The sequence below is a fragment of the Streptococcus sp. CL6.35 genome (assembly GCF_049737915.1).
In the GTDB taxonomy this organism is placed as follows: domain Bacteria; phylum Bacillota; class Bacilli; order Lactobacillales; family Streptococcaceae; genus Streptococcus.
In genome coordinates this window covers 242923-257145 of the sequence record NZ_JBKOTU010000001.1, presented here as the reverse complement: position 1 = coordinate 257145, position 14223 = coordinate 242923, and the positions used below count along the sequence as shown (strand labels likewise).

The following is a 14223-nucleotide window of genomic DNA, read 5'->3' as shown; positions in this document are numbered from 1 at the left end:
TATTAAGGTTATTATATCAAAAAATAGAGAGAAAAGAAACTATAAAAATTAACAGAAATTATAATAAATAAAAATAAGTACTTATGAAATAAACAAGTAAAATGATAAGCTTAAATACAAAAATATTATCGATGCTGTTGAAAATCGGGCAAGGATCGTCTAGTCAACTATGATTTGAGTTATTAGATATTAAAGCATCAGTAATAGTAATAGAAATTTAAAGAAAATGGTATAATATAGTGAGAACGATAGAGGAGAAGTGTAAATTGATCGCACAACTAGATACAAAAACAGTCTATAGTTTTATGGAGAGTGTCATTTCAATTGACAAGTATGTGAGAGTAGCAAAAGACTATGGATACACTCATCTGGCTATGATGGATATTGACAATCTTTATGGGGCTTTCGACTTTCTAGAGGTTACAAAAAAATATGGAATTCATCCTTTGTTAGGGCTTGAAATGAATGTCCTTGTAGATGATAAAGATGTGAATCTGCGCTTTTTAGCTCTATCTAGTGTGGGCTACCAGCAGTTGATGAAACTTTCAACAGCTAAGATGCAGGGGGAGAAAACTTGGTCGGTTCTGTCTCAGTATCTTGAAGATATTGCTGTAATTGTACCTTATTTTGAAGAACTTGAGTTGTTAAATCTAGGCTGTGATTACTATATAGGGGTTTACCCAGAAACACTGTCCAGCGAATTTCACCATCCAATTTTGCCACTATGTCGGGTCAATGCCTTTGAAAGTAAGGATAGAGAAATTCTGCAAGTTTTAACAGCGATTAAAGAAAATCTCTCCCTTAGAGAAGTTCCCTTGCGCTCACGACAAGATGTCTTTATATCAGCAAGTTCTTTAGAGAAACTATTCCAAGAACGTTTTCCTCAAGCCTTGGACAATTTAGAAAAGCTTATTTCAGGCATTTCTTATGACTTGGATACTAGTCTAAAACTGCCTCGCTTTAATCCTGCTAGACCAGCAGTAGAAGAGTTGAGAGAACGCGCTGAATTGGGGCTTGTTCAGAAGGGGGTGACTGGTAAAGAATATCAAGACCGTCTAGACCAAGAATTGGCTGTTATTCATGATATGGGCTTTGACGATTATTTCTTGGTTGTCTGGGATTTGTTGCGTTTTGGACGTTCGAATGGCTATTATATGGGAATGGGACGGGGTTCTGCAGTAGGTAGCTTGGTTTCCTATGCTTTAGACATTACAGGGATTGACCCAGTAGAGAAGAATCTGATTTTTGAACGCTTCCTCAATCGTGAACGTTATACTATGCCTGATATTGATATCGATATTCCTGATATTTATCGTCCAGATTTTATCAGATATGTTGGCAATAAATACGGCAGTAAACATGCGGCTCAAATCGTTACTTTTTCAACCTTTGGTGCCAAACAAGCTTTGCGAGATGTCTTGAAGCGCTTTGGTGTGCCAGAGTATGAATTATCTGCAATTACCAAGAAAATTAGTTTTCGTGATAATCTCAAGTCAGCCTATGAGGGGAATCTCCAGTTTCGTCAGCAAATTAATAGTAAGTTAGAATACCAAAAAGCCTTTGAGATTGCTTGCAAGATTGAGGGCTATCCAAGACAAACCTCTGTCCATGCAGCTGGTGTTGTAATCAGTGACCAAGATTTGACCAATTACATCCCTCTAAAGCATGGTGACGAAATTCCACTGACTCAATATGATGCTCATGGAGTCGAAGCGAGTGGACTTTTGAAGATGGATTTTCTGGGGCTACGAAATTTGACCTTTGTCCAGAAAATGCAAGAGTTGCTTGCTGAAACAGAAGGTATTCATATAAAAATAGAAGAAATTGATTTGGAAGACAAAGAAACGTTAGCTCTTTTTGCTTCTGGTAATACAAAAGGTATCTTTCAATTTGAACAACCTGGTGCTATTCGCCTACTCAAGCGTGTGCAGCCAGTCTGTTTTGAAGATGTCGTAGCAACTACTTCCCTAAATCGACCAGGTGCTAGTGATTATATCAATAATTTTGTAGCTAGAAAGCATGGGCAAGAAGAAGTGACGGTTCTGGATCCAGATCTGGAGGATATTTTGGCTCCAACTTATGGCATTATGCTCTATCAGGAGCAGGTTATGCAGGTTGCTCAGCGATTTGCTGGATTTAGTCTTGGGAAGGCCGATATTTTGCGTCGAGCTATGGGTAAAAAGGATGCCTCTGCTATGCATGAGATGAGGACTTCCTTTATTCAAGGCTCCATAGAAGCTGGTCATACTGCGGAAAAGGCAGAGCAGGTCTTTGATGTCATGGAGAAGTTTGCAGGTTATGGTTTTAACCGTTCTCATGCCTATGCATACTCAGCCTTGGCTTTCCAGTTGGCCTATTTCAAAACACATTATCCAGCGATTTTTTATCAGATCATGTTGAATTCTGCCAACAGTGATTACTTAATGGATGCCCTAGAAGCAGGATTTGAAGTAGTCCCTCTGTCAATTAACACCATTCCTTATCATGATAAAATTGCCAACAAGGCCATCTATCTAGGATTGAAATCGATTAAGGGGCTCAGCAAGGATTTGGCACTTTGGATTATTGAAAATAGACCCTATTCTAACATTGAAGATTTTTTAGCTAAACTACCTGAGAATTATTTGAAACTTCCCTTGCTGGAACCTTTGGTAAAAGTTGGTCTTTTCGATTCATTTGAAAAAAATCGTCAAAAAGTATTCAATAATTTAGCTAATCTATTTGAATTTGTGAAAGTATTAGGAAGCTTATTTGGAGAGACCATCTATAGTTGGCAAGATTCGGAGGACTGGACGGACCAAGAAAAATTCTACATGGAACAAGAGCTCCTAGGAGTAGGCGTGAGCAAACATCCTCTACAAGCTATTGCAAGTAAGGCTATTTATCCGATTACTCCTATTAGTAGTTTGTCAGAAAATAGCTATGCTATTATATTGGTTGAAGTTCAGAAGATAAAAGTAATTCGTACCAAAAAGGGTGAAAATATGGCTTTCTTACAGGTGGATGACAGTAAGAAAAAATTAGATGTTACCCTTTTTTCAGATTTATATAGACAGGTTGGACAAGAAGTGAGAGAGGGAGCTTTCTACTATATCAAAGGGAAAGTCCAATCACGTGATGGCCGTCTGCAAATGATTGCACAAGAAATAAGAGAAGCAGTGGCTGAACGCTTTTGGATTCAGGTGAAAAATCATGACTCGGATCAAGAAATGTCACGTATTTTAGACCAGTATAAAGGCCCAATCCCAGTCATTATCAGGTATGAAGAGGAGCAGAGAACAATTGTTTCTCCAAACCATTTTGTAGCTAAATCTGATGAATTAGAGGCGAAATTGAATGGAATCGTTATGAAAACGATTTATCGCTAAAATTACGGAAAATAGAAGAATTTTCAACGTAAATGTGGTATAATCAGTAAGAATGTTAAAAGAAAAAGGAGCATAACCAATATGAAACGTATTGCTGTTTTGACTAGTGGTGGAGACGCCCCTGGTATGAACGCTGCCATTCGTGCAGTTGTTCGTCAAGCAATTTCAGAAGGAATGGAAGTGTTTGGTATCTATGATGGATATGCTGGTATGGTTGCCGGTGAAATTCATCCCCTAGATGCAGCTTCAGTAGGAGACATCATTTCTCGTGGTGGTACTTTCCTTCACTCAGCTCGCTACCCAGAGTTCGCTCAACTTGAAGGGCAACTTAAAGGGATTGAGCAATTGAAAAAACACGGGATTGAAGGTGTAGTTGTTATTGGTGGTGACGGATCTTACCACGGTGCTATGCGTTTGACTGAACATGGCTTCCCAGCTATCGGTCTTCCAGGTACAATCGATAACGATATCGTTGGTACTGACTTTACAATCGGTTTTGATACTGCGGTAACTACTGCTATGGACGCTATCGATAAGATTCGTGATACATCATCAAGTCACCGTCGTACTTTTGTTATCGAAGTTATGGGACGTAACGCAGGTGATATCGCTCTTTGGGCTGGTATTGCAACTGGTGCTGATGAAATCATCATTCCTGAAGAAGGATTCAAGATTGAAGATATCGTAGAAAGCATTAAATGTGGTTATGAGTGTGGTAAAAAACACAACATCATCGTCTTGGCAGAAGGTGTGATGTCAGCGGCTGAATTTGGTCAAAAACTAAAAGAAGCTGGGGATACAAGCGACCTTCGTGTGACAGAACTTGGACATATTCAACGTGGTGGTTCTCCAACTGCGCGTGACCGTGTTTTGGCATCACGTATGGGTGCACATGCTGTTAAACTTCTTAAAGAAGGTATCGGTGGTGTTGCGGTTGGTATCCGTAACGAGAAAATGGTTGAAAACCCTATTCTTGGAACTGCAGAAGAAGGAGCATTGTTTAGCCTTACTGCAGATGGTAAGATTGTGGTTAACAACCCACACAAGGCTGACCTTGAGCTATCTAGCTTGAATAAGAGCTTATCATAATTTATAATTTAGTTAATAAGACCAAAAAGGTCATATATAAAGGAGTCACAAAAATCATGAATAAACGTGTAAAAATCGTTGCAACTTTGGGACCTGCGGTAGAAATCCGTGGTGGTAAAAAATTTGGTGATGACGGATACTGGGGTGAAAAACTTGATGTTGAAGCTTCAGCTAAAAACATTGCCAAATTGATTGAAGCTGGTGCTAACACATTCCGTTTCAACTTCTCACACGGTGACCACCAAGAACAAGGTGACCGTATGGCAACTGTTAAACTTGCAGAAAAACTTGCAGGTAAAAAAGTTGGTTTCCTTCTTGATACAAAAGGACCAGAAATCCGTACAGAATTGTTCGAAGGTGAAGCTAAAGAGTATTCATACAAAACTGGTGAGAAAATCCGTGTTGCAACTAAACAAGGAATCAAATCAACTCGTGATGTGATTGCATTGAACGTTGCTGGTGCTCTTGATATCTATGATGATGTTGAAGTTGGTCGTCAAGTTTTGGTTGACGATGGTAAACTTGGTCTTCGTGTGGTTGCTAAAGATGATGCAACTCGTGAATTTGAAGTTGAAGTTGAAAACGATGGCGTAATTGCTAAACAAAAAGGTGTTAACATTCCTAACACTAAAATTCCTTTCCCAGCTCTTGCTGATCGTGATAACGATGATATCCGCTTCGGTCTTGAACAAGGTATCAACTTCATCGCGATTTCATTCGTACGTACTGCTAAAGACGTGAACGAAGTTCGTGCAATCTGTGAAGAAACTGGAAATGGACATGTTCAATTGTTCGCTAAAATCGAAAACCAACAAGGTATCGATAACTTGGATGAAATCATCGAAGCTGCTGATGGTATCATGATCGCTCGTGGTGACATGGGTATCGAAGTACCATTCGAAATGGTTCCAGTTTACCAAAAAATGATTATCACTAAAGTCAATGCTGCAGGTAAAGTTGTTATCACTGCAACAAACATGCTTGAAACAATGACTGAAAAACCACGTGCAACTCGTTCAGAAGTATCAGACGTATTTAACGCTGTTATCGATGGAACTGACGCAACAATGCTTTCAGGTGAGTCTGCAAATGGTAAATACCCACTTGAGTCAGTAACTACAATGGCTACAATTGACAAGAACGCTCAAACTCTTCTTAACGAATACGGACGTTTGAACTCAGATTCATTCGAACGTAACACTAAGACAGAAGTAATGGCTTCAGCTGTTAAAGATGCTACTAACTCAATGGATATTAAATTGGTTGTAACTCTTACTAAGACTGGACACACTGCACGTTTGATCTCTAAATACCGTCCAAATGCTGACATCTTGGCATTGACATTCGATGAATTGACAGAACGTGGATTGATGTTGAACTGGGGTGTTATCCCAATGTTGACAGATGCTCCATCATCAACTGACGATATGTTCGAAATCGCTGAACGTAAAGCAGTTGAAGCAGGTCTTGTACAATCTGGTGACGATATCGTTATCGTAGCTGGTGTACCACTTGGAGAAGCTGTTCGTACAAATACAATGCGTATCCGCACAGTACGCTAATCAAAATGAAAAAGAGCCTATCATATCAAGCTTTCTAGCCTGTATGATAGGTCTTTTTTGTGCCAGGGGGCAAAACTTTTTACTTTCGATTTAATGCGACAGTATCAAGTGCGTCAAGCACTGCTTACTCCAGACCTTTTGTAACGTGAGTATAGATCTAATTGGTGGTTTTTCGGATTTATGCCCAAACTGTGACATGATAGCTTTTAAAGTTATGTTGTTTTTTACATAAACTTCATAAAATGTTTAGTTAAGATAGAGATAAAAAATAACTCCCTGATGAGTCAAGGAGTTATTTCTATCTAAATTAGTTTTTAGAAGCAGCTTGGAATTCTGGGTTTTTCCATGCTTCGTCAATGATAGCTTGCAATTCTTTAGCAGATGCTTGCATTTTTTGAGTTTCTGCGTCGTTCAATGGAATGTTTACTGGACGAACGATACCATGTGCACCAACAACAGCTGGTTGACCGATAAAGACATTCTTAACTCCGTATTGACCTTCTTGGAATACTGAAAGTGGAAGTACTGCGTTTTCGTCGTCAAGGATTGCTTTAGTGATACGAGCAAGGGCTACTGCGATACCGTAGTATGTTGCACCTTTTTTGTTGATGATTGTGTAGGCTGCATCACGAACACCTTCGAACAATTCAATCAATTCAGCTTCTTGAACATTTTGAGTGTCTTTAAGGAATTCTTCAAGGTTTACACCAGCGATGTTTGCGTGTGACCAAACAGCGAACTCAGAGTCACCGTGTTCACCCATGATGTAAGCGTGAACTGAACGAGCATCTACATCCAATTTTTCAGCAAGTGCTTGACGGAAACGAGCTGAGTCAAGTGAAGTACCTGAACCGATAACGCGTTCTTTAGGGAAACCAGAGAATTTCCAAGTTGAGTAAGTCAAAACGTCAACTGGGTTAGCAGCAACAAGGAAGATACCTTTGAAACCTGATTCAACAACTTGAGTTACGATTGATTTGTTGATAGCAAGGTTTTTACCTACAAGGTCAAGACGAGTTTCACCTGGTTTTTGAGGCGCACCTGCAGTGATTACAACAAGGTCAGCGTCTGCACAGTCAGAGTATTGAGCTGCATAGATTTTTTTAGGTGAAGTGAAGGCAAGGGCGTGACTAAGGTCAAGCGCGTCACCAACAGCTTTTTCATGCAATTGTGGAATTTCGATAATTCCAAGCTCTTGTGCAATTCCTTGGTTAACAAGTGCAAAAGCGTAAGAAGAACCTACAGCACCATCACCGACAAGGATAACTTTTTTGTGTTGTTTAGTTGAAGTCATTATTCTAAACATCTCCTTAATTTTATTCAGGGATTTCCCCAGTTATTTTAATTCTATCACTTTTAAAAAGCTTTGTCACGGATATGCATTTCAGTTCTTGATGTAAACGTTTTAGTGGTTTTAGATACCTGAAATATAGTGGACATTATGGTATAATATAGTTAATTACTAATAGTGAAATGAGGCATTTATTAATGCAGGATAGAAATTTAGTGAATGTCAATCTGACAAAGGAGATGAAGACGAGTTTTATCGATTACGCCATGAGTGTTATCGTAGCGCGAGCTCTTCCTGATGTTCGAGATGGCTTGAAACCGGTTCACCGTCGGATTCTCTATGGAATGAATGAATTGGGTGTTACTCCAGACAAACCCCATAAAAAATCTGCTCGTATTACAGGGGACGTCATGGGTAAATACCACCCACACGGGGATTCCTCTATCTATGAAGCCATGGTCCGCATGGCTCAATGGTGGAGCTACCGTTACATGCTTGTAGATGGGCATGGAAACTTTGGTTCCATGGATGGAGATGGTGCTGCCGCCCAGCGTTATACTGAGGCACGCATGAGCAAGATTGCTCTGGAGATGCTTCGTGATATCAATAAAAATACAGTTGATTTCGTCGATAACTATGATGCCAATGAACGTGAACCCTTGGTCTTGCCTGCACGTTTTCCAAACCTTTTGGTCAATGGAGCAACTGGTATTGCCGTTGGGATGGCGACCAATATTCCCCCTCATAACTTGGGTGAAACTATTGATGCTGTGAAGTTGGTCATGGACAATCCTGAAGTGACCACTAAGGACTTGATGGAAGTCTTGCCTGGTCCAGATTTTCCAACAGGTGCCCTTGTCATGGGGAAATCAGGCATTCATAAGGCTTATGAAACAGGTAAAGGTTCTATTGTCCTTCGTTCACGTACTGAAATTGAAGAAACTAAGACGGGTCGCGAACGCATTGTTGTAACAGAATTTCCTTATATGGTCAATAAAACAAAGGTGCATGAGCACATCGTTCGTCTAGTTCAGGAAAAACGTATTGAGGGGATTACAGCAGTCCGTGATGAGTCTAACCGTGAAGGAGTTCGATTCGTTATTGAAGTTAAGCGCGATGCTTCAGCAAATGTTATCCTCAATAACCTCTTCAAGATGACCCAGATGCAAACCAACTTTGGTTTTAATATGTTGGCTATTCAAAATGGGGTACCAAAGATTTTGTCTCTTCGTCAGATTTTGGATGCTTATATCGAGCACCAAAAAGAAGTGGTTGTTCGTCGTACTCGTTTTGATAAGGAAAAAGCAGAAGCGCGTGCGCATATCTTAGAAGGTCTCTTGATTGCGCTAGACCATATCGACGAAGTGATTCGTATCATCCGTGCTAGTGAAACGGATGCGGAAGCTCAAGCTGAATTGATGAGTAAGTTTAAGCTTTCTGAACGTCAAAGTCAGGCTATCCTAGACATGCGTCTTCGCCGTTTGACAGGTTTGGAACGTGACAAGATTCAGTCTGAGTATGATGACCTCTTGGCTTTGATTGCAGATTTGGCGGATATTCTTGCTAAGCCGGAACGTGTTTCTCAAATCATTAAAGATGAATTAGATGAAGTTAAACGTAAATTTGGTGACCAACGTCGTACGGAATTGATGGTCGGTGAAGTCTTAAGCCTCGAAGATGAGGATTTGATTGAAGAAACGGATGTCTTGATTACACTTTCTAACAAGGGATACATCAAACGTCTCGACCAAGCTGAGTTCACCGCTCAAAAACGTGGTGGTCGTGGTGTTCAAGGTACAGGTGTTAAGGATGATGATTTTGTCCGAGAGTTAGTGTCAACTAGCACTCATGATCACCTACTCTTCTTTACAAATAAAGGCCGTGTTTATCGCCTGAAAGGCTATGAAATTCCTGAGTATGGCCGTACAGCCAAGGGATTACCGATTGTCAATCTTTTGAAATTGGATGAAGGTGAAAGTATTCAGACCATCATCAATGTTGAATCTGAACGTAGCGATGATGCTTATCTTTTCTTCACAACTCGTCATGGTATTGTGAAGAGAACCAGCGTTAAGGAATTTGCTAATATTCGTCAAAATGGACTTAAAGCTCTGAATCTTAAAGATGAAGATGAGTTGATTAATGTCTTGCTGACAGAAGAGGACACGGATATTATCATTGGTACAAAGTTTGGTTATTCAGTTCGCTTTAATCAATCAGCTGTTCGTGGTATGAGTCGTGTCGCCACTGGTGTGAAAGGTGTTAACCTTCGTGACGGAGACACAGTTGTTGGTGCTAGTGTGATTACAGATCAGGACGAGGTTCTTATTATCACTGAAAAAGGATTTGGTAAGCGCACAGTTGCGACCGAATATCCAACTAAAGGTCGTGGTGGTAAAGGGATGCAAACTGCTAAAATTACTGAAAAGAATGGTTCCCTTGCTGGTCTTATGACTGTAAAAGGTGATGAAGATTTGATGATTATCACTGATACAGGTGTCATGATTCGAACCAACGTTGCCAATATTTCACAAACAGGTCGCTCAACTATGGGAGTTAAAGTGATGCGCCTGGACCAAGATGCTAAAATTGTAACCTTTACTACGGTTGCAGCGGCAGAAAAAGAAGAAGTTGGGACAGGAAACGAAACAGAAGGTGAAGCATAATGTCTCATAAAAAGAACAAAAAGAAAACAAACCGTAAAAATTTACTAATCAATATCTTGGCAGGGTTTTTAATCCTCTTGTCAGTGGCTTTGATTTTCAATTCAAAAATTCGTGATATGTTCATGGTTTGGAATACCAATAAATACCAAGTCAGCCAAGTATCAAAAGAAAAATTGGAAGAAAATCAAGATACAGAAGGGAATTTTGACTTTGATTCCGTAAAAGCCATCTCGTCAGAAGCTGTCTTATCCTCACAATGGGATTCGCAAAAATTGCCAGTTATCGGTGGAATTGCTGTCCCTGAGGTAGAAATTAACTTGCCTATTTTTAAGGGGCTTGATAATGTCAATCTCTTCTATGGAGCTGGTACAATGAAGCGTGACCAAGTGATGGGGAAAGGAAACTATTCACTTGCGAGCCACCACATCTTTACAGCAGAAAATGCCAGTCAAATGCTCTTTTCTCCACTGGCACGCGCTAAAAATGGGATGAAAATTTATCTAACTGATAAGGATAAAGTTTATACCTATGAAATTCGAGAAGTGAAGCATGTGACACCAGATCGCGTCGATGAGATTGATGATCGTAGTGGTGTTGATGAAATCACACTTGTAACATGTGTAGACTATGATGCGACAGAACGTATTATCGTAAAAGGTGACTTGAAAGATACAAAAGATTATTCACAAACACCTGAAGAAATTCTAACAGCTTTCAATCAGCCATATAAACAGCGCTATTAATAGTTAAAGAATCAGTAAACATTTAGTTTTACTGGTTCTTTTTATATTGCTTTATAAACATATTATGTAATGTTAAATCAATACAAATATTATCATTTTTAAAAACAATTACCTATTTTAATATTTTGTGTTATAATACTAAATATAAAAAAATAGGAGACGTTTATGAGTTCGTCAGAGTTTATTTCGAAGATTGATTATTATTGCCACAAGAAAGAAAGTCTTTTCAAGCAAAGTAAGTTAAAGTATGCAATTCGTTCTATGTTTGCAGGTGCTTTTTTAACCTTCAGTACAGCTGCCGGGGCTATTGGTGCAGATTTACTTAATAGTATTGTTCCAAGTAGTGGGTATTTCCTGTTCCCATTTGTTTTTGCTTGGGGGCTGGTTTATATTGTCTTTCTAAATGCGGAATTGGTAACTTCCAATATGATGTATTTAACAGCAGGCGCATTTTTGAAAAAGATTGATTGGAAAAAGGCAATGATTATTTTACTCTATTGTACTTTGTTTAATCTCATTGGTGCCTTGGTAGCTGGATGGGCCTTTGCCAACTCGTCAGCCTTTTCGCATTTGACCCATGATAGTTTCCTTCCTAAGCTTGTAGCAAAGAAATTGGCGCGTCCAAGTGATTTAGTCCTGCTTGAGGGAATTCTTGCCAATGTATTTGTAAATATTGCTATTCTTTCATCTATATTAGTCAAAGACGGTGCTGCCAAACTATGGATTATTTTATCAGCTATTTCCATGTTTGTCTTCTTGTCCAATGAGCACATCGCTGCCAATTTTGCTTCCTTTAGTATTATGAAATTCAGCATGATTGCTGATCAAGTACCTCACTTTGATCTTCCAAATATCCTTCGACATTGGGGTGTAACCTTTATTGCTAACTTTATAGGTGGAGGTCTTCTGATTGGTTTACCGTATGCCTTTCTAAATAAGAATGAAGATACATATGTTGATTAAGAAGAGTCAGTGTATCAGGGAGAATCAGAACGATTCTCTCTTTTTCTTTGACAAAATAGGCTTGCAGAGAAAATCGTTTTGTAAATTGTAACAACAAAATATATTAAATAGAATAAAAGTTATTCCATGCAATCTTTATATTCTAATAATTAAAAATTCTAAAAGCTTGTTATTAAAACAATGTAAACGATTGCTGGATTTATAAATTTATTAAAAATACAATTAGGAAAGGCTTTTCATTATATCGATTTTATGTTATAATTATCACAAATAAAAGTTTTAGGAGTTTATTATGATTTCTTCAGAATTTATCTCAAAGATTGAATTTGCTTGCAAGAAGAAAGAAAGTCTTTATAGTCAAAGCAAATTTAAGTATGCGATTCGTTCTATGTTCGCAGGTGCATTTTTAACCTTCAGTACTGCTGCTGGTGCAGTTGGGGCTGACTTGATTAATAAAATTGCACCAGGTAGTGGACGCTTCCTCTTCCCATTTGTCTTTGCTTGGGGATTGGCCTACATTGTTTTCTTGAATGCCGAGTTGGTAACATCAAACATGATGTTCTTGACTGCTGGTAGTTTCTTGAAAAAAATCTCTTGGAGAAAAACAGCTGAGATTTTACTTTACTGTACCTTGTTCAACCTTATCGGAGCCTTGATAGCAGGTTGGGGGTTTGCCCACTCAGCAGCTTATGCACATCTGACTCATGATAGTTTCATCTCAGGGGTTGTTGAGATGAAATTAGGCCGTTCAAATGAATTAATCTTGCTTGAGGCGATTTTGGCAAATATTTTCGTAAATATTGCGATTCTTTCATTTGTTTTGGTCAAAGATGGTGGTGCCAAACTTTGGCTTGTGTTGTCAGCGATTTACATGTTTGTATTCTTAACAAACGAGCACATTGCGGCGAACTTTGCTTCTTTCGCGATTGTAAAATTCAGTGTTGCTGCTGATTCAATTGCTAACTTCGGTGTTGGAAATATGCTTCGTCACTGGGGGGTAACCTTCATTGGGAACTTGATCGGTGGTGGTCTCTTGGTTGGTCTTCCATATGCCTTCCTCAATAAAAATGAAGATACTTATGTAGATTAAGAAAATGAGCACGATTGAGTCGTGCTTTTTTCGTTTTTAAAATAGAGTAATAGCTATTTCTTATATCAAAATATAGAAAACTGATATTTGTAAACTATACCTTAAGGTGCTACAATATCCTTAATCAAACTATTTGGAGGTCGTTTTATGACTCGTGATTTTAAATTTGAAACCTTACAATTGCATGCTGGTCAAGTTGTGGATCCAGCTACCAAGTCTCGTGCAGTGCCGATTTATCAAACAACATCTTTTGTTTTTGACGATACGCAGGAAGGTGCCGATCTTTTTGCCTTGAGAAAACCAGGCAACATCTATACTCGTATTACAAATCCTACAACGGCTGCCTTTGAAGAAAGAATCGCTGCTCTTGAAGGTGGTGTTGGAGCTCTTGCAACAGCTTCAGGTATGGCCGCAGTGACTTATACGATTTTGGCGCTTGCCCATGCTGGTGACCACGTGGTGGCAGCATCAACTATTTACGGTGGGACTTTCAATCTCTTGAAAGAAACCCTTCCTCGTTATGGTATCACAACAACCTTTGTCGATGTGGATAATTTGGAGGAAGTGGAAGCAGCTATCAATGACAATACCAAGCTTGTTTTGATTGAAACCTTGGGTAACCCCTTGATTAACATTCCTGACTTGGAAAAATTGGCTGAGATTGCGCATAAACACCAGATTCCACTTGTTTCTGATAATACCTTTGCCACACCTTACTTGATTAATGTCTTTTCTCACGGTGTAGATATTGCCATTCACTCTGCGACCAAGTTTATTGGCGGACATGGTACGACTATTGGAGGAGTGATTGTCGATAGCGGTCGTTTTGACTGGGCAGCTTCAGGAAAATTCCCTCAATTTGTTGAGGAAGACCCAAGTTACCATAACTTGAGCTATACTCGTGATGTGGGTGCGGCAGCCTTTATTATCGCTGTTCGTGTCCAATTGCTCCGTGATACAGGTGCTGCCTTGTCACCATTTAATGCCTTCCTCTTGCTTCAAGGACTTGAAACCCTTTCACTTCGTGTGGAACGTCATGTACAAAATGCTGAGAAAATTGTTGATTTCCTTGTCAACCATCCTAAGGTAGAAAAAGTCAACTATCCAAAATTGGCTGATAGTCCTTATCATGCCTTGGCTGAAAAATACTTGCCAAAAGGTGTGGGTTCAATCTTTACCTTCCATGTCAAAGGTGGGGAGGCAGAGGCACGCAAGGTAATTGATCATTTAGAAATCTTTTCTGACCTTGCAAACGTAGCAGATGCTAAATCTCTTGTGGTCCATCCAGCTACAACAACTCACGGTCAATTGTCAGAAAAAGACCTAGAAGCAGCAGGAGTCACACCAAACCAAATCCGCTTGTCAATCGGTCTTGAAAATGTAGATGATTTGATTGAAGACTTGCGCTTAGCCTTGGAAAAAATTTAAAGAAAAAGAAGATAAACAGTGGG

Annotated in this window: 9 protein-coding genes; 8 read left to right on the top strand and 1 reads right to left on the bottom strand. The window is 39.3% G+C overall.

The genetic code is table 11. From position 1 onward, the window contains the following. Positions 1 to 266 precede the first annotated feature (266 nt). From ACLNCP_RS01270 to pyk, 3 genes are all read left to right on the top strand, one after another. A complete protein-coding gene (locus ACLNCP_RS01270) occupies positions 267 to 3368 on the top strand; it encodes a DNA polymerase III subunit alpha (RefSeq protein WP_424843921.1) in 3102 nt (1033 codons plus the stop codon). A gap of 81 nt (positions 3369 to 3449) precedes the next feature. Continuing rightward, positions 3450 to 4457, top strand: a complete 1008-nt coding sequence (gene pfkA, locus ACLNCP_RS01265; protein WP_000820863.1) for a 6-phosphofructokinase — start codon at positions 3450 to 3452, stop codon at positions 4455 to 4457. Positions 4458 to 4513: 56 nt separating this feature from the next. After that, entirely contained in the window at positions 4514 to 6019 is a 1506-nt protein-coding gene (gene pyk, locus ACLNCP_RS01260) for a pyruvate kinase (protein ID WP_424843920.1), read from the top strand. A gap of 307 nt (positions 6020 to 6326) precedes the next feature. On the opposite strand, the gene ACLNCP_RS01255 is transcribed toward pyk, so the two are convergent. Then, on the bottom strand, positions 6327 to 7313 hold the full coding sequence (locus tag ACLNCP_RS01255; RefSeq protein WP_000204728.1) for an L-lactate dehydrogenase: 987 nt from the start codon (positions 7311 to 7313) through the stop codon (positions 6327 to 6329). Positions 7314 to 7507: 194 nt separating this feature from the next. On the opposite strand from ACLNCP_RS01255, the gene gyrA reads away from it, so the two are divergent. The 5 genes from gyrA (at position 7508) to ACLNCP_RS01230 (ending at position 14200) form a co-directional block, all read left to right on the top strand. Further along, positions 7508 to 9976, top strand: coding sequence for a DNA gyrase subunit A (gene gyrA, locus ACLNCP_RS01250; RefSeq protein ID WP_261014413.1), 2469 nt, complete (start codon positions 7508 to 7510; stop codon positions 9974 to 9976). Beyond that, complete coding sequence (locus tag ACLNCP_RS01245) at positions 9976 to 10719, top strand: class A sortase (RefSeq protein ID WP_060628427.1); 744 nt, start codon at positions 9976 to 9978, stop codon at positions 10717 to 10719. Before gyrA ends, ACLNCP_RS01245 begins: the two co-directional genes overlap by 1 nt. 165 nt (positions 10720 to 10884) lie before the next feature. Beyond that, positions 10885 to 11682: a formate/nitrite transporter family protein gene (locus ACLNCP_RS01240; RefSeq protein ID WP_173876041.1), complete on the top strand. Its 798-nt coding sequence runs from the start codon at positions 10885 to 10887 to the stop codon at positions 11680 to 11682. A 292-nt stretch (positions 11683 to 11974) separates the two neighbouring features. Continuing rightward, on the top strand, positions 11975 to 12772 hold the full coding sequence (locus tag ACLNCP_RS01235) for a formate/nitrite transporter family protein (RefSeq protein WP_424843919.1): 798 nt from the start codon (positions 11975 to 11977) through the stop codon (positions 12770 to 12772). 147 nt (positions 12773 to 12919) lie between these two features. Next, complete coding sequence (locus ACLNCP_RS01230; protein ID WP_060805569.1) at positions 12920 to 14200, top strand: O-acetylhomoserine aminocarboxypropyltransferase/cysteine synthase family protein; 1281 nt, start codon at positions 12920 to 12922, stop codon at positions 14198 to 14200. The last annotated feature ends 23 nt before the right edge of the window (positions 14201 to 14223 follow it).

Excerpts from the sequence above, each read along its gene's own strand:
- gyrA (WP_261014413.1), top strand. The coding sequence starts at position 7,508 with ATGCAGGATAGAAATTTAGTGAATGTCAATCTGACAAAGGAGATGAAG.
- pfkA (WP_000820863.1), top strand. The coding sequence starts at position 3,450 with ATGAAACGTATTGCTGTTTTGACTAGTGGTGGAGACGCCCCTGGTATG.
- ACLNCP_RS01240 (WP_173876041.1), top strand. The coding sequence starts at position 10,885 with ATGAGTTCGTCAGAGTTTATTTCGAAGATTGATTATTATTGCCACAAG.
- ACLNCP_RS01245 (WP_060628427.1), top strand. The coding sequence starts at position 9,976 with ATGTCTCATAAAAAGAACAAAAAGAAAACAAACCGTAAAAATTTACTA.
- ACLNCP_RS01235 (WP_424843919.1), top strand. The coding sequence starts at position 11,975 with ATGATTTCTTCAGAATTTATCTCAAAGATTGAATTTGCTTGCAAGAAG.
- ACLNCP_RS01230 (WP_060805569.1), top strand. The coding sequence starts at position 12,920 with ATGACTCGTGATTTTAAATTTGAAACCTTACAATTGCATGCTGGTCAA.
- ACLNCP_RS01255 (WP_000204728.1), bottom strand. The coding sequence starts at position 7,313 with ATGACTTCAACTAAACAACACAAAAAAGTTATCCTTGTCGGTGATGGT.
- pyk (WP_424843920.1), top strand. The coding sequence starts at position 4,514 with ATGAATAAACGTGTAAAAATCGTTGCAACTTTGGGACCTGCGGTAGAA.